20 protein-coding genes and 1 riboswitch are annotated in these 19,873 nt (G+C 73.1%); of the genes, 11 read left to right on the plus strand and 9 right to left on the minus strand.

The features are described 5' to 3' along the window. The first annotated feature begins 169 nt into the window (after positions 1-169). Together ACIPXM_RS19215 and ACIPXM_RS19220 are read left to right on the plus strand one after the other, a co-directional pair. Positions 170-586 (plus strand): hypothetical protein, encoded by a 417-nt coding sequence (locus ACIPXM_RS19215; RefSeq protein ID WP_401656741.1) that lies wholly within the window; start codon positions 170-172, stop codon positions 584-586. Then, positions 583-921 carry a winged helix-turn-helix domain-containing protein gene (locus tag ACIPXM_RS19220; protein ID WP_401656743.1) on the plus strand — a complete coding sequence of 113 codons (339 nt, stop codon included), beginning with the start codon at positions 583-585 and terminating at the stop codon, positions 919-921. The genes ACIPXM_RS19215 and ACIPXM_RS19220 overlap by 4 nt, the downstream gene beginning before the upstream one ends. Positions 922-1,012: 91 nt before the next feature. Here ACIPXM_RS19220 and ACIPXM_RS19225 read toward each other — a convergent pair whose 3' ends face one another. From ACIPXM_RS19225 to aceA, 3 genes are all read right to left on the minus strand, one after another. After that, positions 1,013-1,930: a 3-hydroxybutyryl-CoA dehydrogenase gene (locus tag ACIPXM_RS19225; RefSeq protein WP_401656745.1), complete on the minus strand. Its 918-nt coding sequence runs from the start codon at positions 1,928-1,930 to the stop codon at positions 1,013-1,015. Continuing rightward, positions 1,927-3,564: a malate synthase A gene (aceB, locus tag ACIPXM_RS19230; RefSeq protein WP_401656747.1), complete on the minus strand. Its 1,638-nt coding sequence runs from the start codon at positions 3,562-3,564 to the stop codon at positions 1,927-1,929. Before aceB ends, ACIPXM_RS19225 begins: the two co-directional genes overlap by 4 nt. A gap of 146 nt (positions 3,565-3,710) precedes the next feature. Beyond that, a complete protein-coding gene (gene aceA, locus ACIPXM_RS19235) occupies positions 3,711-5,045 on the minus strand; it encodes an isocitrate lyase (RefSeq protein WP_401656749.1) in 1,335 nt (444 codons plus the stop codon). Positions 5,046-5,469: 424 nt separating this feature from the next. On the opposite strand from aceA, the gene ACIPXM_RS19240 reads away from it, so the two are divergent. The 5 genes from ACIPXM_RS19240 to mmsB all read left to right on the plus strand — a co-directional run bounded on the left by ACIPXM_RS19240 (position 5,470) and on the right by mmsB (position 11,980). Then, positions 5,470-6,882, plus strand: coding sequence for a short-chain fatty acyl-CoA regulator family protein (locus tag ACIPXM_RS19240; RefSeq protein ID WP_401656752.1), 1,413 nt, complete (start codon positions 5,470-5,472; stop codon positions 6,880-6,882). Positions 6,883-6,947: 65 nt separating this feature from the next. Then, a riboswitch (cobalamin riboswitch) is annotated at positions 6,948-7,133 on the plus strand. 192 nt (positions 7,134-7,325) lie between these two features. Next, the gene (locus ACIPXM_RS19245) at positions 7,326-8,825 is read left to right on the plus strand and encodes a CoA-acylating methylmalonate-semialdehyde dehydrogenase (RefSeq protein WP_401656754.1); all 1,500 of its coding nucleotides are present in this window, start codon (positions 7,326-7,328) and stop codon (positions 8,823-8,825) included. Between the two features lie 4 nt (positions 8,826-8,829). Continuing rightward, a complete protein-coding gene (locus tag ACIPXM_RS19250) occupies positions 8,830-9,975 on the plus strand; it encodes an acyl-CoA dehydrogenase family protein (RefSeq protein WP_401656756.1) in 1,146 nt (381 codons plus the stop codon). Continuing rightward, positions 9,972-11,048 (plus strand): enoyl-CoA hydratase/isomerase family protein, encoded by a 1,077-nt coding sequence (locus ACIPXM_RS19255; RefSeq protein ID WP_401656758.1) that lies wholly within the window; start codon positions 9,972-9,974, stop codon positions 11,046-11,048. The genes ACIPXM_RS19250 and ACIPXM_RS19255 overlap by 4 nt, the downstream gene beginning before the upstream one ends. Continuing rightward, positions 11,042-11,980 carry a 3-hydroxyisobutyrate dehydrogenase gene (gene mmsB / locus ACIPXM_RS19260; RefSeq protein ID WP_401656760.1) on the plus strand — a complete coding sequence of 313 codons (939 nt, stop codon included), beginning with the start codon at positions 11,042-11,044 and terminating at the stop codon, positions 11,978-11,980. Before ACIPXM_RS19255 ends, mmsB begins: the two co-directional genes overlap by 7 nt. Before the next feature lie 24 nt (positions 11,981-12,004). Here mmsB and ACIPXM_RS19265 read toward each other — a convergent pair whose 3' ends face one another. Continuing rightward, positions 12,005-12,856, minus strand: coding sequence for a LysR family transcriptional regulator (locus tag ACIPXM_RS19265; protein WP_401656926.1), 852 nt, complete (start codon positions 12,854-12,856; stop codon positions 12,005-12,007). 146 nt (positions 12,857-13,002) lie between these two features. Between ACIPXM_RS19265 and ACIPXM_RS19270 the strand changes: the two genes are divergently transcribed. Next, a complete protein-coding gene (locus tag ACIPXM_RS19270; protein ID WP_401656763.1) occupies positions 13,003-13,734 on the plus strand; it encodes an SDR family oxidoreductase in 732 nt (243 codons plus the stop codon). A 40-nt stretch (positions 13,735-13,774) separates the two neighbouring features. Here ACIPXM_RS19270 and ACIPXM_RS19275 read toward each other — a convergent pair whose 3' ends face one another. The 3 genes from ACIPXM_RS19275 to ACIPXM_RS19285 all read right to left on the minus strand — a co-directional run bounded on the left by ACIPXM_RS19275 (position 13,775) and on the right by ACIPXM_RS19285 (position 16,197). Beyond that, positions 13,775-14,191 carry a hypothetical protein gene (locus tag ACIPXM_RS19275; protein WP_401656765.1) on the minus strand — a complete coding sequence of 139 codons (417 nt, stop codon included), beginning with the start codon at positions 14,189-14,191 and terminating at the stop codon, positions 13,775-13,777. 147 nt (positions 14,192-14,338) lie between these two features. After that, on the minus strand, positions 14,339-15,406 hold the full coding sequence (locus ACIPXM_RS19280; protein WP_401656768.1) for an NAD(P)/FAD-dependent oxidoreductase: 1,068 nt from the start codon (positions 15,404-15,406) through the stop codon (positions 14,339-14,341). After that, positions 15,403-16,197, minus strand: coding sequence for a hypothetical protein (locus tag ACIPXM_RS19285; RefSeq protein WP_401656770.1), 795 nt, complete (start codon positions 16,195-16,197; stop codon positions 15,403-15,405). The genes ACIPXM_RS19280 and ACIPXM_RS19285 overlap by 4 nt, the downstream gene beginning before the upstream one ends. Positions 16,198-16,661: 464 nt before the next feature. On the opposite strand from ACIPXM_RS19285, the gene ACIPXM_RS19290 reads away from it, so the two are divergent. Beyond that, complete coding sequence (locus tag ACIPXM_RS19290) at positions 16,662-17,174, plus strand: MarR family winged helix-turn-helix transcriptional regulator (RefSeq protein WP_401656772.1); 513 nt, start codon at positions 16,662-16,664, stop codon at positions 17,172-17,174. A gap of 52 nt (positions 17,175-17,226) precedes the next feature. Next, positions 17,227-17,835, plus strand: a complete 609-nt coding sequence (locus ACIPXM_RS19295; protein WP_401656774.1) for a cysteine hydrolase family protein — start codon at positions 17,227-17,229, stop codon at positions 17,833-17,835. A 20-nt stretch (positions 17,836-17,855) separates the two neighbouring features. On the opposite strand, the gene ACIPXM_RS19300 is transcribed toward ACIPXM_RS19295, so the two are convergent. Continuing rightward, positions 17,856-18,701 carry an NAD(P)H-binding protein gene (locus tag ACIPXM_RS19300; RefSeq protein ID WP_401656776.1) on the minus strand — a complete coding sequence of 282 codons (846 nt, stop codon included), beginning with the start codon at positions 18,699-18,701 and terminating at the stop codon, positions 17,856-17,858. Further along, on the minus strand, positions 18,698-19,138 hold the full coding sequence (locus ACIPXM_RS19305; protein WP_401656778.1) for a nuclear transport factor 2 family protein: 441 nt from the start codon (positions 19,136-19,138) through the stop codon (positions 18,698-18,700). Before ACIPXM_RS19305 ends, ACIPXM_RS19300 begins: the two co-directional genes overlap by 4 nt. A 95-nt stretch (positions 19,139-19,233) precedes the next feature. Between ACIPXM_RS19305 and ACIPXM_RS19310 the strand changes: the two genes are divergently transcribed. Next, entirely contained in the window at positions 19,234-19,860 is a 627-nt protein-coding gene (locus ACIPXM_RS19310; RefSeq protein ID WP_401656780.1) for a TetR/AcrR family transcriptional regulator, read from the plus strand. Positions 19,861-19,873: the final 13 nt, after the last annotated feature.

A 19,873-nucleotide genomic window follows, 5' to 3' on the forward strand; every position in this document is an offset into this window, starting at 1 on the left:
TGTCACGTTTCCCACCTATCGCGCCATGCGACCGGGGTCCGGGCCCGGCCGCCGTCACCTCCATAGCCTCCTCGATCCGCTCTCCATCCCGTCAAGTACTTGCTACATTGGAAAGTAGATGCCGAGGCGTAAACAACGGTGCCCCGGCGACAACGGGAGGGGTGTGGTCATGAGCGAACAGGCCGAGGCAGCAGCGTCGTTGAAGGGGTCCGCCCGGATCCAGGCGACCGCGCGGGCGCGCAGCCGCTGGTACGTGGGCTATCTGTGGATGTTCGCCGCCTGGCAGCTGGTCCTGGTCCCCGCCGTGCTGCTCTGGCGCGGGGCGACGGGGGCGCTGGTCAGCGCGCTGGCCAATGCCCTCGTGGTCGTGGGGCTGTCCCTGTTCGCCACGCGGCAGCCGGTGACCCCGCGCGGCCACGGCGGGCTGCACCTCAAGGTGATCGGGGCGTGGACGGCTGCCTACGTCCTGTCCCTCGCGCTCGGCTATCAGCTCTTCATGGGCAGCGTCGGCTTCGCCGCCGTGGCCGCTGTCGTGTGCGCGCTGCCGGCCGCCGTGGCGGCCCGGCGGGAAGGGCGTGCCGCGTGACGCCGGACGCCTCGGCCGACGCGGGGCACGGCCCGCACCCCCGGCACGAACTCGCTCCGCTCCTCGCGTCGCCGGTACGTCTGTCGATCGTCGCGGCGCTCGCCGCCGTGGAGAAGGCGGAGTTCGCCTATGTGCGGGATCTCGTGGAGATCTCCGACTCGGTCCTGTCGAAGCAGGTCTCGCGCCTGGAGGAGGAGGGCTGGGTGGCGGTCGAGAAGGGGCAGGTCGGGCGTCGGCCGCGGACCTGGCTGCGGCTGACCGAGGAAGGGGCGGACGCCTACCGGCGTCATCTGGCCGCACTGACGGCGATCGCGGGCCCGCTCGAACTCCGGTGACGGGAACGAACCGCCCCCGTTCCGGGGGCGGTTCGCGGCTTACCTGACTGTCCGGCCGTCCGGTCGTCCGGCCGTCCGGTCGTCCAATCGGTCAGGGCCGGTCGTACGGGTAGAAGCCCCGGCCCGTCTTGCGGCCCAGGAGGCCCGCCTGGACCATGCGGGTGAGGAGGGGCGGGGGCGCATAGAGGGGTTCTTTGAACTCGTCGTAGAGCGAGTGGGCGATCGCGGCGACGGTGTCGAGGCCGATGAGGTCGGCGAGGCGGAGGGGACCCATCGGATGGGCGCAGCCGTGCCGCATGGCCGTGTCGATGTCCGTCGGGGACGCGAAGCCGGATTCGGCCATGCGGATGGCGGACAGCAGGTAGGGGACGAGGAGGGCGTTGACGACGAAGCCCGCGCGGTCCTGGGAGCGGACCGGGGTCTTGCCGAGGGCGTCGCGGGCGAATGCCTCCACCGTGGCCAGGGTGTCCTGGGAGGTGTGCAGCGAGGAGACGACCTCGACCAGGGGCAGCACGGGCACGGGGTTGAAGAAGTGCAGGCCGAGGACGCGGTCGGCGCGGGTGGTGGCCATGGCCAGGCGCATCACCGGCAGTGACGAGGTGTTGGTGGCCAGGATGGCGTCGGGGTCGGCGACGGCCTTGTCGATCGCGGCGAGGACGGCGGTCTTGACGTCCACGTCCTCGGTGACGGCCTCGATGACGAGCTGCCGGTCGGCGAGGTCGTCGAGGTCCGAGGAGAACACCAGGCGGGCGAGGGCGTCCTCGGCGGAGAGCCGGTCCAGCTTGCCGCGCTGGACGGCGCGTTCGAGGGAGACGGCGATGCGTTCGCGGGCGGCTCGCGCGGCGGTGGCGTCGGTCTCGCAGACGACGGTGTCGAGTCCGGCGCGGGCGCAGACCTCGGCGATGCCCGCGCCCATCTGGCCGCCGCCGACGACGCCGACCCTGCCGATGACGGTGCCGGTGCCGGTGCCCGTGCCGGTGCTCGTGCCGGTGCTCGTGGTGTCGCTCATGCCTGGGCCTCCGGTCGGCGGACGAGGTGACGGGTGTAGGCGTCGGGGGTGAAGAAGGCGGGCAACTCACGTTCCAGCGCGCCTCGTTCGAGGATCGCCCGGGCCTCGGCGACGCGGGCGTCGGGCCGTTCGGTGGCGAGGGCCGCGCACTCCTGGTCGATCACCCCGCGCAGGGTGTCCGGGTCGGTCCTGCGGTGACGCAGCCACTGCCACAGCTGCACGCGGGCGATCTCGGCGGTCGCCGCGTCCTCCATCAGGCCGTACAGCGCGACGGCGCCGTGCCCGCGCAGCCAGGCGTCGAAGTAGCGCAGGGCGACGGCGACGTTGGCGCGGATGCCCTCGGGGGTGGGCGGGCCGCTGGTCCTGCGGACCGCGAGGAGGTCCGCGGCCCGCACCTCGACGTCGTCGCGGGTGCGGTCGAGCTGGTGCGGGCGGTCGCCGAGGACGGCGTCGAAGACCTCGCGGCAGCCGGGGACCAGGGCGGGGTGGGCGACCCAGGAGCCGTCGAAGCCGTCCTCGGCCTCGCGTTCCTTGTCGAGCCGCACCGTGGCCAGGGCCGCCGCGTTGGCCTCGGCGTCCTTGCTCGGGACATGCGCGGCCATGCCGCCGATGGCGTGGGCGCCGCGCTTGTGGCAGGTGCGGACGAGGAGTTCGGTGTACGCGCGCATGAAGGGGGCCGTCATGGTGACCTTGGCGCGGTCCGGCAGCTGGAAGTCGGTGCGGTGGCCGAAGGTCCTGATGAGGCTGAACAGGTAGTCCCAGCGGCCCGCGTTGAGTCCGGCGCTGTGCTCGCGGAGCTCGTACAGGATCTCCTCCATCTCGCAGGCGGCGGTCACCGTCTCGATGAGCACGGTGGCGCGGACGGTGCCGCGCGGGATGCCGAGGAGTTCCTGGGCGAGGAGGAAGACGTCGTTCCAGAGCCGGGCCTCGTAGTGGTTCTCCAGCTTGGGGAGGTAGAAGTACGGGCCGTGCCCGGCGGCGATCTGACGCCGCGCGCAGTGGAAGAAGTACAGGCCGAAGTCGACCAGGGACGCGGGGACGGGGCGGCCGGCGATCTCCAGGTGTTCTTCGAGGAGGTGCCAGCCCCGGGGCCGGACCATGATCGTGGCGAGGTCCGTGCCGAGGCGGTACTCCTTGCCCTCGGGGGTGGTGAAGTCGATGCGGCGCTCGATCGCGTCGAGCAGGTTGAGCTGTCCGCCGATCACGTTGTCCCAGGTGGGGGCGGTGGCGTCCTCGAAGTCCGCCATCCAGACGCGCGCGCCGGAGTTGAGCGCGTGGACGGTCATCCGCCGGTCCGGCGGGCCGGTGATCTCCACCCGGCGGTCGGTCAGGCCGGGCGCGGGCGGGGCCACCCGCCAGTGCGGGTCGGCCCGGACGGCGGCGGTGGCGACCGAGAAGTCCAGCGGGGTGCCGGCGACCAGCCGGTCCTGGCGGCGGCGCCGCTCCTTGAGCAGGTCCTCGCGGCGCCGGCCGAAGGCGGCGTCGAGCGCGCCGATGAAGTCGAGCGCGGCGGGGGTGAGGATCTCGTCGTGCCGGTCACCCGGTGCCGCGAGGACCCGGACCCCCGTCGGGGCCGATTCGGTGACGGCGGCAGGGCTTGCGGTGGGGCCGGTGGCGGTGGCGGTCGTGGACATGCGGGTCTCCTGGGGTCTCCCGACAGGCGGAGCGGGGCAGGGCGGAACAGGCAGAGCGGCCGGGGCGGGCGGGGGCCGGACGATGGCCGTCGTCCGGCTCCCGCTCCCGGTGTCGGCGGGGCGGCCGAGGCGGCCCCGGACAGGCCCTAGTGGAACTGCTCCTCCTCCGTGGAGCCGCTGAGCGCCGTGGTGGAGGAGGCCGGGTTGACGGCGGTGGAGACCAGGTCGAAGTAGCCGGTGCCGACCTCGCGCTGGTGGCGCACCGCGGTGAAGCCCTGCGCCTGGGCGGCGAACTCCCGCTCCTGCAGGTCGACATAGGCGGTCATGCCGTGCTCGGCGTAGCCGCGGGCCAGGTCGAACATGCCGTGGTTGAGGGAGTGGAACCCGGCCAGCGTGATGAACTGGAACTTGTAGCCCATCGCGCCGAGTTCGCGCTGGAACTTGGCGATCTGGTCGTCGTCGAGCGCGGCCTTCCAGTTGAACGAGGGCGAGCAGTTGTACGCGAGCATCTGGTCCGGGTACCGGGCGTGGATCGCCTCGGCGAACTCGCGGGCCTGGGCGAGGTCGGGGGTGCCGGTCTCGACCCAGATGAGGTCGGCGTACGGGGCGTAGGCGAGGCCGCGGGCGATCACCGGGCCCATGCCGCCCCGGACGTGGTGGAAGCCCTCGGAGGTGCGCTCGCCCGTGACGAACTCGGCGTCCCGCTCGTCGATGTCGCTGGTGAGCAGGGTGGCGGCGAGGGCGTCCGTACGGGCGACGATCAGGGTGGGGGTGTCGGCGATGTCGGCGGCCAGGCGGGCCGCGTTGAGGGTGCGGATGTGCTGGGCGGTGGGGACGAGGACCTTGCCGCCGAGGTGGCCGCACTTCTTCTCGGAGGCCAGCTGGTCCTCGTAGTGGATGCCCGCCGCACCGGCCGCGATCATCGCCTTGGTCAGTTCGAAGGCGTTCAGCGGGCCGCCGAAGCCCGCCTCTGCGTCGGCGACGATCGGCGCGAGCCAGTCGGTGGTGTCGGTGCCGCCCTCGGCGGCGGCGATCTGGTCGGCGCGCAGCAGCGCGTTGTTGATGCGGCGCACGACCTGCGGGACGGAGTTGACCGGGTAGAGGCTCTGGTCGGGGTAGGTGTGCCCGGCCTGGTTGGCGTCGGCGGCGACCTGCCAGCCCGACAGGTAGATGGCCTGGAGTCCGGCGCGCACCTGCTGCACGGCCTGGCCGCCGGTCAGGGCGCCGAGGGCGTGCACGTAGTCGAGCTCGTGCAGCTGGCGCCAGAGCCGTTCGGCGCCGCGCCGGGCCAGGGTGTGCTCCTCGCGGACGCTGCCGGAGAGCCGGATCACGTCCTCGGCGGAGTAGGTGCGCTCGATGCCCTGCCAGCGGGGGTCGGTGGCCCACCGCTGCCGCAGCCGCTCCGCCGCCCCGCCCGCCGTGTCCGTGGCGCCGGTGGTCGTGCCGGTGGTCGTGCGCGCCGTCGTGTTCGTGTCAGCCATGGCCGTCACCGTCTCCATGAGTCGTCCGTCATGAGTAGCGTGGTCTGCCAAGGTCTCCGTCGGTCGTGACGTGAGCCCGGCACTGTATGGCACTGTGTGCCTATTTCTTGAGGTTGCGGCCGCCGGTCCCTGTCGGGTGGAGGGTGAGCAATCGACGCCGGGCGGTCCGGCGGTTCCGCCGGAATCTCCGACGTCAGGGCGTGAGTCGCGCCCGGTTTCGCCACCTGGACCGCCGGGGTCCGGCGGGCCGCACCACAGACTCTGGCAGCGGCACGCAGTGCCATCAACGGGGGATCCATGCCAAGTTCTGCGAATCTTCCGGCCTCGGATTGCCATGTTTGCGAAGGTCCCGGAGACCCCGATCACGCGTACGCTGAGGCCCGTCGGGACCGAGGGGACCGAGGGAGCGCGAAGGGGAGCCCGGGTGAGCAAGACGTACGCGGGAGCACGGCTGCGGCGGCTGCGCGAGGAGCGCCGGATGAGCCAGGCCGAGCTGGCCCGGGTCCTGGCCATCTCGCCCAGCTATCTGAACCAGATGGAGCACGACTCCCGCCCGCTGACCGTGCCCGTGCTGCTGCGGCTGACGGAGGCGTTCGGCGTCGATCCCGGTTTCTTCTCGGAGCGCGACACCAGCCGTCTGGTCGCCGATCTGCGGGAGGCGCTGGCGGCCGAGGTCGCCGAGGCCCGGGTCTCCCCCACCGATCTGGCCGAGCTCGCCTCCCGGATGCCGGCGGTCGCCGCGGTGCTGCTCGACCTGGGCCGCCGGAGCCAGTTGCTCGCGGAGCGGCTTGCGGACGCGGCCGACGGGCGGGACGGCGGATCCGCCGCGCCGGGCTCGCCGCGCTCGCCGCACGAGGAGATCCGGGAGTTCTTCTACCGGCGGCAGAACTATCTGCACGACACCGACCTGGCCGCCGAGGAGCTGGCCGGGGAGCTCGGGGTCCGGCCCGGCGAGGTGGTCCGGGTGCTGACGCGGCGCCTCGCCGACCGGCACGGGATCCGGGTCGCCGCCGACTCCGACCGGCTGCACCGCTTCGACGCGGCGACCCGGGTGCTGCACCTGTCGGGGCGGCTCCGCCCCGGGCAGCAGGCGTTCCGGATGGCCACCCAGCTGGCGTTCCTGGAACACGCGGACGAGCTGGACCGGCTGGCCGCCGAGGACTTCGCGCCCGGCTCCCCCGCGCACCGGCTCGCCCGGATCGGCATCGCGAACCATTTCGCGGCCGCGCTGATCCTCCCGTACCGCGCCTTCCACACGGCGGCCGAGGAGTTCCGCTACGACATCGAGCGGCTGACCGACCGCTTCGGGATCGGCTACGAGACGGTCTGCCACCGGCTGAGCACCTTGCAGCGGCCCCGGCTGCGCGGTGTGCCGTTCTCGTTCGTCCGGGTGGACCGGGCCGGGAACATGTCGAAGCGGCAGTCCGCCACCGGCTTCCACTTCTCGCGCGCGGGCGGCACCTGTCCGCTCTGGAACGTGTACGAGGCGTTCGCCGCGCCGGGCCGGATCCATGTGCAGGTCGCCGCCATGCCGGACGGGCAGCGGCATCTGTGGACGGCCCGCGCGGTGACCCGGCACCGGGGCGGCTGGGGCGAGCCCGGCAAGACCTTCGCGATCGGGCTCGGGTGCGAGATCCGGCACGCGCACCGGCTCGTCTACTCGGACGGCCTGGACCTGGGCAATGTCTCGGCCGCCACGCCGATCGGCATGGGCTGCCGGCTGTGCGAGCGGCTGGACTGCCCGCAGCGCGCGGTGCCGCCGCTGGGTCGTGAGCTGGCGGTGGACGAGCAGAGCAGCACGTTCATCCCGTATCCGGTGGTGCCCGAGCGGAGTTGAGCCGCGTCCGAAACCGGGGGGCTCGCGCGGCCGGCCGCCGCCGCGCCCTCTGGACTTACTAGGACGTCCAACTATATGTTCGTGGCACTAGGTCCGCGGTGCAGGGAAGCCGGTGTGAATCCGGCACGGTCCCGCCACTGTGACCGGGGAGTGTGCTGCCGTCCACACGCCACTGACGAGGTCTGTCGGGAAGGCGGGCAGCACGCGGTGATCCGGGAGTCAGGATACCGGCCGCGGCTGTTCCGTGTTGTCCACGAGGATGGAGCAGACACGCATGGCACCGGTTTGTCCCCACGACCCTGGTGATCCGGCGGAGCGCGCGCACCACACTTCCGCGCGCTCGTAGTTCCCACGACTCCGCGCCTCGGCGCGCCCCCATCGGGCGCCGCCGTGCGTGCTGCCGTGCCATCCCCCGGATCCAACCTGACGAGAGCAGGCATCCCATGGTCCGTGAACTCACCCATTTCATCGGCGGAAAGCACACCCCCGGCACGTCCGGGCTGTTCGCCGACGTGTACGACCCGAACACCGGCGGCGTCCAGGCCCGGGTGCCGCTCGCCGGGCACGCCGACACCACGGCAGCCATCGCCAACGCCCAGGAAGCACAGGCCGATTGGGGCCAGTGGAACCCGCAGCGCCGGGCCCGGGTGCTGCTGCGGTTCCTCCAGCTCGTCGACGGCGAGCGGGAGGACCTGGCCCGGCTGCTCTCCGCCGAGCACGGCAAGACCGTCGCCGACGCCCATGGCGACCTGCAACGCGGCCTGGAGGTCGTGGAGTTCGCCGCCGGTATCCCGCACCTGATGAAGGGCGAGTTCACCGACAACGCCGGGACCGGCATCGACGTGCACTCGCTGCGCAGCCCGCTCGGCGTGGTCGCGGGCATCACCCCGTTCAACTTCCCCGCCATGATCCCGCTCTGGCAGGCCGGTCCCGCGCTCGCCTGCGGCAACGCGTTCATCCTCAAGCCGTCCGAGCGCGATCCCTCCGTACCCCTGCGGCTCGCGGAGCTGTTCCTGGAGGCCGGGCTGCCGCCGGGCGTCCTGAACGTGGTCAACGGCGGCAAGGAGGCGGTCGACATCCTGCTCACCGATCCCCGGGTGCAGGCCCTCGGCTTCGTCGGGTCCACGCCGATCGCCGCGCACATCTACGCCACCGCCGCCGCGCACGGCAAGCGCGCGCAGTGCTTCGGCGGCGCCAAGAACCACATGATCGTGATGCCCGACGCCGACCTGGACCAGGCGGTGGACGCGCTGATCGGCGCCGGGTACGGCTCGGCGGGCGAGCGCTGCATGGCGGTCTCGGTCGCCGTCCCGGTCGGCGAGGAGACCGCCGACCGGCTCGTCGCGGCCCTCAAGGAGCGGATCGGGACGCTGCGGATCGGCCGGTCCGACGACGCCGGGGCCGACTTCGGCCCGCTGGTCAGCCGTGACGCCCTCGACCGGGTGCGCCGCTATGTCGACGTCGGCGTCACCGAGGGCGCCGAACTCGTCGTCGACGGCCGGGACTTCACCCTCGAAGGGCACGAGGACGGCTTCTTCACCGGCGCCTCGCTGTTCGACCGGGTGTCCCCGCAGATGCGGATCTACCGCGAGGAGATCTTCGGGCCGGTGCTTTCCGTGGTCCGGGCCGCCGACTTCGAGGAGGCGCTGCGGCTGCCGAGCGAGCACCCGTACGGCAACGGGGTGGCGATCTTCACCCGGGACGGCGACACCGCACGGGAGTTCACCCGCCGGGTCAACACCGGCATGGTGGGCGTGAACGTGCCGATCCCGGTGCCCGTGGCGTACCACACCTTCGGCGGCTGGAAGCGGTCCGGCTTCGGCGACCTCAACCAGCACGGGCCCGACTCGATCCGCTTCTACACCCGCACGAAGACCGTCACCTCGCGCTGGCCCTCCGGGGTCAAGGAGGGCGCGACCTTCACCATGCCGACGATGGGGTGACGCCGTGACCAGCACCCTCACCGAGGACCAGCTCGCGCTCGCCGAGGTCACCCTCGACTTCGCCCAGGAGCAGCTGGCCCCGCACGCCGTGGCCTGGGACCAGGACAAGCACTTCCCCGTCGACGTGATCCGGCGGGCCGCCGCGCTCGGTCTTGCCGGGGTGTACGTCGACGAGGAGCACGGCGGCTCCGGGCTCAGCCGCGCCGACGGCGTCCTCGTCTTCGAGACCCTGGCCACCGGCTGCCCGTCCATCGCCGGATATCTGTCGATCCACAACATGGTCGCCTGGATGATCGACCGGTACGGCGACCCCGGGCAGCGCGCCCGCTGGCTGCCCGATCTGTGTTCCGCCACGACGCTCGGCAGCTACTGCCTGACCGAGCCCGGCGCCGGCTCGGACGCGGCCGCGCTGCGCACCCGGGCCGAACGGCAGGGCGACCACTATGTGTTGACCGGGGTGAAGCAGTTCATCTCCGGTGCCGGAGTCTCGGACCGGTACGTGGTCATGGCGCGCACCGGGGCGCCGGGCCCGGGCGGGATCTCCGCGTTCGTCGTGGAGCGCGAGGACCCGGGCGTCTCCTTCGGGCCCAACGAGCGGAAGATGGGGTGGAACGCGCAGCCGACCCGCCAGGTGATCCTGGACGGGGTGCGGATCCCGGCGGACCGGCGGCTCGGGGCCGAGGGCGACGGGTTCCGGATCGCCATGAGCGGTCTCAACGGGGGCCGGCTCGGCATCGCCGCCTGCTCGCTCGGCGGCGCGCAGAGCGCCCTCGACCGTTCGCTGTCCTATCTGGCCGACCGTGAGGCGTTCGGCACGCGGCTGCTCGACGCCCAGGCTCTGCAGTTCCGGCTCGCGGACATGGCCACCGAACTGGCCGCGGCCCGCGCGCTGGTGCGACAGGCGGCCCAGGCCCTGGACGCGGGCGATCCGCTGGCGCCGCGGCTGTGCGCGATGGCCAAGCGGTTCGCCACCGACACCGGGTACGCGGTGGCCGACGCGGCGCTCCAGCTGCACGGCGGCTACGGCTACCTCAGCGAGTACGGCATCGAGAAGATCGTCCGTGACCTGAGAGTGCATCAGATCCTGGAAGGAACCAACGAGATCATGCGGGTGATCGTGGCACGCGGACTCACGGAGACCCTGCGATGACCGACGACGTCCTGTTCCGTACGGAGGGCCGCGCCGGGTATCTCACGCTCAACCGGCCTCGCGCGCTCAACGCCCTGACCCATGGCATGGTGCTGCGGATGACCGAGGCGCTGGACGCCTGGCGGGATGATCCGGCGGTCGAGGTGGTCGTGATCGACGGGGCGGGTGAGCGGGGTCTGTGCGCGGGTGGTGACATCCGCGCGATCCACGCCGACGCGGTGGCGGGCGGTACGGCCTCGGTCGGTTTCTGGCGGGACGAGTACCGGCTGAACGCGCTGATCGCCCGCTATCCGAAGCCGTACGTGGCCCTGATGGACGGCATCGTGATGGGCGGCGGTGTCGGCGTATCGGCGCACGGCAGCGTCCGGATCGTCACCGAACGCTCCAAGGTCGCCATGCCGGAGACCGGCATCGGCTTCGTCCCCGACGTCGGCGGCACCTATCTCCTCGCCCTCGCGCCCGGCGAACTCGGCACCCACCTGGCTCTCACCGGCACGCCCGTCGGCGCCGCCGACGCCCTCCTGGCCGGCCTCGCCGACCACCACGTCCCCGCCGACCGGCTCCCCGCCCTGAAGAGCGAGCTGGCCACCAGGCCCGTGCACGAGGTCCTCGAACGGCATGTGACGGCGGCACCCGGCGGTGAACTGGCCGCCGCCCGCGCATGGATCGACACCTGCTACGCCGCCGACACCGTCGAGGAGATCATCGAACGACTGCTCGCGTCCGGGGTGCCCGCCGCGAAGGCCACGGCCGACACCCTGCGGGGCAAGTCACCGACGGCGGTCAAGGTCACCCTGGAAGCGCTGCGCAGGGCCCGTCGGCTCGGACCGCTGGAACGGGTCCTGGAGCAGGAGTTCCAGGTCTCCCTGGCCGCGCTGGCCTCGCCCGATCTCGTCGAGGGCATCCGCGCCCAGGTCGTCGACAAGGACCGCGCCCCGCACTGGACCCCGGCCACCTTGGAGGAGGTCGGCCGGGCCGCCGTGGACCGGTTCTTCCCCCCGCTCGACGCGAACGTGTTCCCGGGCGGGCCCGGGTCCTTCGCGCATCCCTCGGACCAGGAGGTCGTGTGGTGACCAGCAGCACCGTCGCGTTCATCGGGCTCGGCCACATGGGCGGCCCGATGGCGGCCAACCTCGTGAAGGCCGGGCACCGCGTCCTCGGCTTCGACCTCGTGCCCGGTCTGCTCGCCGCGGCGGCCACCGCCGGGGTCGAGCCCGCCGGGTCGGCCGTCGGGGCCGTCACGGAGGCGGACGTGGTCATCACCATGCTCCCGGCCGGCCGCCATGTCCTCGCCCTCTACCGCGAACAGGGCGTGCTGGCCGCGGCCCGGCCCGGCACCCTGTTCGTCGACTGCTCGACCATCGACGTCGCCGACGCCAGGGCCGCGCACACGGCCGTCGCCGAGGCCGGTCACCGGTCGCTCGACGCCCCGGTGTCGGGCGGTGTGGTGGGCGCCGAGGCGGGCACCCTCACCTTCATGGCGGGCGGTGGCGCCGAGGAGTTCGCGGCGGCCGGGCCGCTGCTCGACGCCATGGGCAGGAAGGCCGTCCACTGCGGCACGGCCGGTGCCGGACAGGCCGCGAAGATCTGCAACAACATGATCCTCGCCGTCTCGATGATCGGGGTCAGCGAGGCGTTCGTGCTCGCCGAGAGCCTCGGCCTCGACCATCAGGCGCTGTACGACGTGGCCTCCACGGCCTCCGGTCAGTGCTGGGCGCTCACCGTCAACTGCCCGGTGCCCGGCCCCGTACCGACGAGTCCCGCCAACCGGGACTACCAACCCGGGTTCGCCGCGCCGCTGATGGCCAAGGACCTCGGTCTGGCCGCGGCGGCGCTGCGGGCCGGTGGCGTGGCCGCGCCGCTCGGGCTCAAGGCCGCCGAGCTGTACGCCGAGTTCGCCGCCGGGGACGGTGCCGGGCTGGACTTCTCGGCGATCGTCCGCACCCTGCGGCCCGGCGCCACCGGACCGGAGGGCGGTGCTCACGAGAGCGGAACGCCCGCCTGACCGGCGACGGGGCCACCCGCACGGTCACGGGAGCCGGGTCGCGGTCCTGACCAGGTCGGCCACGGCTCTGGACCGGCTGTGCGGTGGCCAGGCGATCACGGTGGTGACCTGGGGCACGTCAAGGACCGGCACGGCGGCGAGGTCGCCGGGCAGGTGGGTCCGGGACGACTCCGGGGCGACCGCGCAGGCCCGGCCGAGCGCGATGAGCTGGAGCAACTGCGCGTGGTCGCGGACCTTCGGTCCCGGTCCCGGCGGGTAGCCGCCGTCGGGGCCGGGCCAGCGCGGCAGGGGCAGGCCCGGCAGATCGGCGATGTCGGCCAGGTGGACATGGGCGCGGGCGGTGAGCGGGTGACCGGCGGGCAGAACCGCCACCTGGCCCTCGGTGCCGAGCTCCTCGGTGTGCAGCCCGGCCGTCGAGTCGAACGGCCGGTGCAGCAGCGCCACGTCGGCCCGGCCCTCGCGCAGCAGTCGTTCCTGCTCGGCCGGGCCGCACAGGATGACGTCGACCGGGACCGCGCCGGGTTCCGCGGCGTACGCGTCGAGCAGCCGTGCCACCAGCTCGCGGGCGCCGTTCGCCTTGGTGACCAGGACGATCCCGGGGCCGCCGGTCATGGCATTGGCGGCGCGGCGGGTCCGGCGCTCGGCGGCGTCGATCGCGTCGAGGGCGGCACGGCCCTCGGTGAGCAGCACCGCACCGGCCCCGGTCAGCGTGACGACCCGGCCCGTCCGGTCGAACAGCGCGGCCCCGATGCGGCGTTCGAGCTGCTGGATCGCCCGCGACAGGGGCGGCTGCGCGATCCCGAGCCGCTGCGCGGCCCGCCCGAAGTGCAACTCCTCGGCGACGGCGACGAAGTAGCGCAGCTCCCGGGTCTCCAGTCGGCCACCGTGCTCCGACCGTCGCTCCGTCCCTCGCGCGTCCCGCCCGTCCCGCCCGCCCCGCACGTCGTCCATACCCTGACGGTATCGCGGGCCACCCGATCGGTCTTGGACCGCGCCCGACGACCGCGGGCAGCATGATGCCCATGCATGAGCGAACGATTGCGCTGGTCACCGGCGCGAACAAGGGAATCGGCCACGAGATCGCCGTGGGCCTGGGCGCCCTCGGCTGGAGCGTCGGTGTCGGCGCCCGCGACGACGGGCGCCGCGCGGACGCGGTGGAGCGGCTGCGCGCGGCGGGTGTCGACGCCTTCGGCGTACCGCTGGACGTGACGGACGACGCGAGCGTGGCCGCCGCCGCGCGGCTGATCGAGGACCGGGCAGGACGCCTCGACGTGCTCGTCAACAACGCCGCCATCGCGGGACCGATGCCGCAGCACCCCACCCACGTCGATCCCGGAACGGTCCGAGCGGTCGTGGAGACCAACGTGATCGGTGTCATCCGCGTCACCAACGCGATGCTGCCGCTGCTGCGGCGCTCCGCCTCGCCGCGGATCGTGAACATGTCCAGCAGCGTCGGCTCGCTCACCCGGCAGTCGGGCCCCGACGCGGAGCTGACGGCGGGCCCGGTGGCCGTCGCGTACGCGCCGTCGAAGACGTTCCTGAACGCCGTCACCCTCCAGTACGCCCGGGAGCTGCGCGACACGGACATCCTCATCAACGTCGGCTGCCCCGGCTACGTCGCGACCGACCTCAACGAATTCCAGGGCGTGCGCACTCCCGGGCAGGGCGCGGCGATCGCCATCGAGCTGGCGACCCTGCCCGACGGCGGTCCGACCGGCCGCTTCTTCGACGACGCGGGCGTCGTGCCCTGGTGAGGGACGCACCGGGCACGACACCCGACGGGCGGCAGGCGGGTCAAGGGCGGCTGTAGCGCACGCACTTGTAGTAGGTGGGCTCCGGAGCGCCGTCCTCCAGGCAGATGCGTACGACGTTGACCCCGGCGCGATCGGTCGACACGGGGAAGCCGAAGTCGCCGCTGGCGCCGCAGACGATCTCGGGGCTGCTGGCGTGGCCCACGTCCGCGCTGCCCGAGTCGAGCAGGAAGGCCGTGGTCCCGCGACAGGAGCCGGCGTCGACGGACTTGTGCTCGCCCGCGACCCGCACCGAGCGGTTGTACCAGGTGATGGTGCCGCGGGTGTACGTGTTGCCGTAGGTGACGTCGAAGGTGCTGGTGGCGGTGGCGGACGCGGTGGCGGTGGGGGCGGCGAGGAGGGTTCCGGTGGCGAGGACGGCGGCGGCGACGGCTGCCGTACGGGCGAGGGACCTGCGCATGTCAGCTCCGATGCTGGTGGCTCAACCTGCGGGAAGAAACCGGCAGTTCAGTATGGAACCGTAAGCGGAACCGGTCCACCCCGCCTCCGGATGACGTCTGCCGCCACCCCGTGAGGGGTGGCGGCAGGGGCTCAGGTGCCTCCGGGGCTACTTCCCGAGATAGAGGTCGCGGACCAGCTCGCCCGCCGCCGGGGCCTGGCAGACGCCCTGGCCGGAGAAGCCCGCCGCGTAGAGGAACGGGCGGGCGGGGTCACGGCCGATGAGGGCGGTGCCGTCCGGGCCCAGGTCGATCGAGCCGCCCCAGCCGCGGTGCAGCCGGGTGCCCGCGAGGGCGGGGTACACCGTGCCGAGCTGCCGCGAGACCCGCTGGAGCCAGTCCTCGCGCGACTCGTCGGGGCCGGGGCGGCCCATGCCGACGAGCACCCGGTCGTGCCAGGCGCGGATCCGCAGCTTGGACGGGTGCAGGGTCATCGGCAGCGTGGTGCTCGGGACACCGGGAGCGCCGGGGAGCGGTTCGGTGAGGGGGTCGGTGAGGAGGAGTTCCGTCGGTTCCGGGCGTACCGGGAGGTCGACGCCCGCGAGGGCGCCCACCTCTCCCGCCCAGGGTCCGGCCGCGCAGATGACGGTGTCGGCGCGGATGCTGCCCGCCGGGGTGTGCACCCGCCCGTCGGGGTCGATGGCGATGACGGGGCTGTCCGGCAGCAGCACGGCCCCGGCGTCGGCGGCCGCTGCGGCGTAGCCGCGCACGACGGCGACGGGGTCGCAGGAGTACGCCTCGGGCGCCCAGGCCGCGGCCACCACCTGGCGCGCGTCGAGCAGCGGGTTCAGCCGGGCCGCGTCGGCCGGGGTCACCAGTTCGACGTCGACGCCCGCGGCGCGCTGCGCGGCCTGGTCGCGGCGGAACTCCGCCACCTGCGCCTCGTCGGTGAACAGCACCATGAATCCGACGCGGCGCAGGCCGAGGGGCGTTCCGGTGCGCTCGGCGAAGGAGTGGTAGGCGGCCACGCTGCGTACGGCGAGGGCGCCGGTACGGGCGTCGCCGGGGAAGTAGGTCCGCACGACGTGGGCGGTGGCCCCGGAGGCGCCGGAGCCGAGGCTGCCGCGCTCCAGGAGGACGGTGTCGACGCCGGTCTCGGCGAGGTGGGCGGCGATGGAGGTACCGATGACTCCGCCGCCGATGACGAGTGCTTCGGCGCGTACGGGAAGGGTGTTCATCGGGTCGACCCGGTCTCGGCGGGCCGCTGCTGGCGCAGCGGGTCGGCCGCGTCCCAGGGGAAGAGGTGGAGGTTCCAGGCGCCCAGGCAGTTGATGTAGAGGGCGAGGTGGCGGGTGACGGCGAGGAAGTCGGCCCGGTCGAGGCGGTCCAGGCAGGCGAGGAAGCGCTGGGTGAAGTCGCCCAGCTTGTCCAGGCCGCAGTAGTCGAGGAACTCGGCCGGGACCGCGACGAGCAGTCGGGCCATCTCGCGCACCGAGTCCATCGGCATGCCGGAGACGGCGGCGCGGATCAGGCCGCCGTAGGCGGCGTAGCCCAGCGGGCGGGTCTCGCCGTTGACGAAGAGGAGGGTGGGCAGGACGGTCCCGTGGGTGCCGGCGCGGGAGGGGATGAGTCCCCGGTGCAGATTGCCGAGCTCGGCGGGTTCGGCGAGCCAGATCCGCTCGGTCTCGACGTGCACCTCGTGGATCAGGCGCTCGGCCTCGGGCTCGGTCGCGGCGAGCCGGGGTATCCGGTGCCCGCCGGACGTACCGGCCCTGCGGACCTCCACCAGGATCTGTTTCTTCGTCGAATAGACCGCTTCCCAGACGGCCTGGCCGACGCCCCGCAGGGTCGGCAGGTCCGCGTCCCGGATCCGGCCCACCGGGGCGGCCGGCATGGGTTCGGTCAACTCCCCGTATTTGATGCCGAGATGCTGGAGCGCGGAACAGAACACGGTGCCGTCGGGCGCCTCGCGCCGGTCCGCGATTTTCTGGTTCGCGTGGGTGTGGAGCAGCGAGTGGATCGGGGCCACGTGATAAAGGTGCTCGCCCGCGATCAGGGCATGGCCCTGGAGGCTCTGATAAGGCAGCGAATCCCAGAGGGAATCGGCCAATTCGGGGTTTCGGTCGTCGAGTTCCGCGGTGACGGTGCAACCGAGGCTGGGCCAGGAGATTTCGATGTGCCGTTCGGACGACGGAGGCGTTTCGGACACGGCTTTCCTTTTGCTTTCGGCGAGTTGCGTACCGGAGCGACGCTATTTCGTTCAACTTCCGGGCCAGAAGGAGGTTTTCAGGCATCCTCTCCGGACGTCCGGATTTCCTGGTGTTCACGACCGCCCGGCTGGCCGGATTTCCTTTCCGGATACGGCCCCGGAGGCGCGGCATCCGGATGTCCGCCCCGCCCGGTACCGGTCGGCACGCTCGGCACGGGACGCCGGAGCACGGCAGATAGCCAAGTAACTTGGCAAAGTTGCTTGGCTTGTTCTAGGCTGGTGACATGACCGAGAAGTCCCGTCCCGCACCGCACCCCACCCCCACCGCCCGCACCGCGGAGCGGCTGGGCGACGCCATGATGCGGCTGAAGGCGCGGCTGCGGACGGAATCGGGTCTGCACACCACCGGACTGAGTTCCACGCAGCTCGCGGTGCTCGCGCGGGTGGTGCGGGAGGGGCCCGTCACCGCGGCGCGGCTCGCGCAGACCGAGCATGTGAGCGCCCAGGCCATCGCGCAGAGCCTCGCCGTCCTGAAGGCCGCGGGCCTCGTGCACAGCACGCCGGACCCCGGCGACGGGCGGAAGAAGCTGATGAGCGCCGACCCGGCGGCGGCGCGGCTGATCGAGCGGCTGCTCGACGGACGGGCCGCGTTCCTGACCCGGGCCATCGACCGGATCGTGGCCGAGGACCCGGGGGCGGACGTCGAGGCGGCGATCGGGCTGCTCGAACGGCTCGCCGCCGTGGATCTGACCGACGGCGGCCCGGAGAAGCGCCACCCCCGCGATCCGGCCCGCTGACCGCCCGTACCCCCGAGCCCCCCTCCCTCCCTTCTCCGACAGGAGCGACCCCATGACCGGCCCCACCCCGCTTCCCCCGCTCGTCCCCGCGCGGACCGCGCTGCTCGCGATGGACTTCCAGTACGCGATCGTCCCGCTCGCCCCCGAGCCCGAGGCGCTGCTCGCCCGGGTGGGCGGCGCCATCGCGGACGTACGGGCGGCGGGCGGGACGATCGGGCACGTGCGGGTGGCGTTCACCGAGGACGACTGGGCGACCGTCCCCGACCGCAACATCACCTTCAGCGCGGCCGCCGCCATGAAGGGCATGCACCACGAGGACGACCTCACCCGGATCCACCCGGAGGTGGCCCCCGAGGACGGGGACATCGTGATCCGCAAGGTGCGGTTCGGCGCCGGTTCCACCACCGACCTGTTCGAGCGGCTGGCCGCGCGGGGCATCGACACCCTCGTCCTCGCCGGGGTGAGCACCAGCGGTGTCGTCCTGTCGACGCTGATGGACGCCGCCGACCGGGACTACCGGGTGTTCGTCCTCTCGGACGGGGTCGCCGACCGCGACCCGGAGGTCGACCGGGTCCTGGTCGAGAAGGTGTTCCCGTCCCGGGCGCACGTCATCGACACGGCGCGGCTGCGGGAGCTGCTGGGCGCGCACGAAACGGTCTGAGGAGTGCCCTGCCGGGCCGGTCAGCCCAGTTCGCGGCGCGCGACCTCGTGGAAGGCGCGCGGCGGGCGGCCGGTGATCCGTTCGACGGCGTCGGTGACGCGGTCCTCCGCGCCGTCGGCGATGGCGCGTTCCATGTCGGCGAGCAGGGTGGCGAACTCCCCCGGCATGACGGTGCCGAGCCAGGCGCACAACTCCCCGTGGGACAGCGCCCGGTGGGTGACCTGGCGGCCGGTGACCTCGGTGACGACCGTGGCGATGTCGTCGTAGCTCAGCGCATCGGGCCCGGTCAGGACCAGGTCGGTGTTCGGGGCCTCGGGGTCGGTGAGGGCGTGCACGGCGACGGCCGCGATGTCGTCGGCGTCGACGAAGCCGACCCGGCCGGTGCCGGTGGCGGTCGACAGGACGCCGTCGGTCCTGATGGCCTGGGCGTGCAGGTGGTCGCCGGTGAAGTTCTGCATGAACCAGGACGGCCGCAGCACCGCCCATTCCTCGAAGAGGTCCGGCAGCGCCTGGTGCACCTGACCGACGGCGGGGCCGCCCGCCGGGATCGACGAGGCGCTGAGCAGCACCGCGCGGCGCACCCCGGCGGCCCGCGCCCGCCGCAGGAAGGGCAGCATGACGGCGGCCGGGTCGGGGTCGCCGATCGGCGGGACCAGATAGACCCGGTCGGCGCCTGCGAGGGCGGCGGCGTGGGTCTCGGGGGCGTACCAGTCGAAGCGCACCGGCTCGCCGCCCGGTACCGGCGCCGCCCCGCGGCCGGCCGCCCGGGCCGGGTGTCCGGCGGCGGCGAGCCCGGCGACGACGCGGCGCCCGGTGGTGCCGGTGGCACCGATGACGAGGGTGGCCGGGGCGGTGGTGTCGTTCATCGGGCGGTTCCGAGGTCGGCGCCGGACGCGGTGACGGCCAGCGGGTTCCAGTAGTCGCGGTACGAGGTGAACAGCCCGTCCTCGACGGTGACGACGGCGATGTACCGCATGTCGAACGGGTCGCCCGTGCCGACCAGCCGTCCGACGCCCCGCATCTCGACCACGATCGTGCGCGGGTCGGCGGTCTGGTGGATCAGGAGGTCGGCCTCGGGGAAGTCGTGCAGGTCGATCTGCTCGGGATAGGGGCGCATGTACGCGTCGATCGCGTCCCGGCCGTCCAGCCGGGCGGGCCACCCGGGCGGCGCGAACGGAAATTCCATCGCGCCGTGCTCGGCCCACAGGGACACCCAGCCGGGGATGTCCTCGGCGAGCAGCAGCCGCAGGCCGTGCCGGTACACCTCGGCGGGCGACATCGCGAGGGAAGGGGATGCGGACATGGCCGTCCTCCGTCTCATAGAATGCGGACTAACGGTCCGCTTCGACGGAGACGACGATACGGACTACGGGTCCGCTTTGCAATTGGAGGAGTCACGTGGCATCCGAGACCAGTCCTGGGCCGTCCTCCGAGCCCGGCCGCAGGACCCGCAAGGACGCCGCCCGCAACCAGCGGGCCGTCCTCGCCGCCGCCGACGCGCTGTTCGCGCGCTCCGACCGGCCCGAGGAACTGACGATGGCCGACATCGCGGCGGCGGCCGGGGTCGGCAAGGGGACGCTGTTCCGCGCGTTCGGCGACCGCGCCGGGCTGCTCAGGGCGCTGTACGAGGCCCGGCTCGAACCGGTGCGGGAGGCGGTGACCTCGGGGCCGCCGCCACTGGGGCCCGGCGCGCCCGCGCGGGAGCGGGCGGCGGCGCTGCTCGACGCGGTGCTGTGCTTCAAGCTCGACAACCGGCCGCTCGCGCTCGCCCTGGAGGACAGCGGCACCGGCCCGTACCAGGCGGAGCACTACGCCCGCTGGCACGAACTCCTCCGGTCCGTCCTGGCCGAGCTGCCGGGCCTGCCGGAACCCGGCTTCACCGCCCACGCGCTGCTCGCGGCGGTCCGGGCCGACCTGGTGGAGCTGCTCGCGGGCCGGGAGGCCGTACCCCGCGAGGAGCTCAGGGCCGCCCTCGCCGGGTACGTGGAGCGGGTCACCGCCCCGGCGGCGCGGCCGGCGTCCTGACCCCTGCCGGGAC

Origin of the sequence: Streptomyces sp. NPDC090025 (assembly GCF_044748125.1) — a bacterium.
Taxonomy (GTDB): Bacteria; Actinomycetota; Actinomycetes; order Streptomycetales; family Streptomycetaceae; genus Streptomyces.

Bases quoted from the DNA above. Each gene is read 5' to 3' on its own strand.
- aceA (WP_401656749.1), bottom strand. From the start codon at position 5,045: ATGGCTGACACGAACACGACGGCGCGCACGACCACCGGCACGACCACC.
- ACIPXM_RS19275 (WP_401656765.1), bottom strand. From the start codon at position 14,191: ATGCGCAGGTCCCTCGCCCGTACGGCAGCCGTCGCCGCCGCCGTCCTC.
- ACIPXM_RS19270 (WP_401656763.1), top strand. From the start codon at position 13,003: ATGCATGAGCGAACGATTGCGCTGGTCACCGGCGCGAACAAGGGAATC.
- ACIPXM_RS19300 (WP_401656776.1), bottom strand. From the start codon at position 18,701: ATGAACGACACCACCGCCCCGGCCACCCTCGTCATCGGTGCCACCGGC.
- ACIPXM_RS19245 (WP_401656754.1), top strand. From the start codon at position 7,326: ATGGTCCGTGAACTCACCCATTTCATCGGCGGAAAGCACACCCCCGGC.
- ACIPXM_RS19305 (WP_401656778.1), bottom strand. From the start codon at position 19,138: ATGTCCGCATCCCCTTCCCTCGCGATGTCGCCCGCCGAGGTGTACCGG.
- ACIPXM_RS19290 (WP_401656772.1), top strand. From the start codon at position 16,662: ATGACCGAGAAGTCCCGTCCCGCACCGCACCCCACCCCCACCGCCCGC.
- ACIPXM_RS19255 (WP_401656758.1), top strand. From the start codon at position 9,972: ATGACCGACGACGTCCTGTTCCGTACGGAGGGCCGCGCCGGGTATCTC.
- ACIPXM_RS19280 (WP_401656768.1), bottom strand. From the start codon at position 15,406: ATGAACACCCTTCCCGTACGCGCCGAAGCACTCGTCATCGGCGGCGGA.
- ACIPXM_RS19215 (WP_401656741.1), top strand. From the start codon at position 170: ATGAGCGAACAGGCCGAGGCAGCAGCGTCGTTGAAGGGGTCCGCCCGG.
- ACIPXM_RS19225 (WP_401656745.1), bottom strand. From the start codon at position 1,930: ATGAGCGACACCACGAGCACCGGCACGAGCACCGGCACGGGCACCGGC.
- ACIPXM_RS19295 (WP_401656774.1), top strand. From the start codon at position 17,227: ATGACCGGCCCCACCCCGCTTCCCCCGCTCGTCCCCGCGCGGACCGCG.
- aceB (WP_401656747.1), bottom strand. From the start codon at position 3,564: ATGTCCACGACCGCCACCGCCACCGGCCCCACCGCAAGCCCTGCCGCC.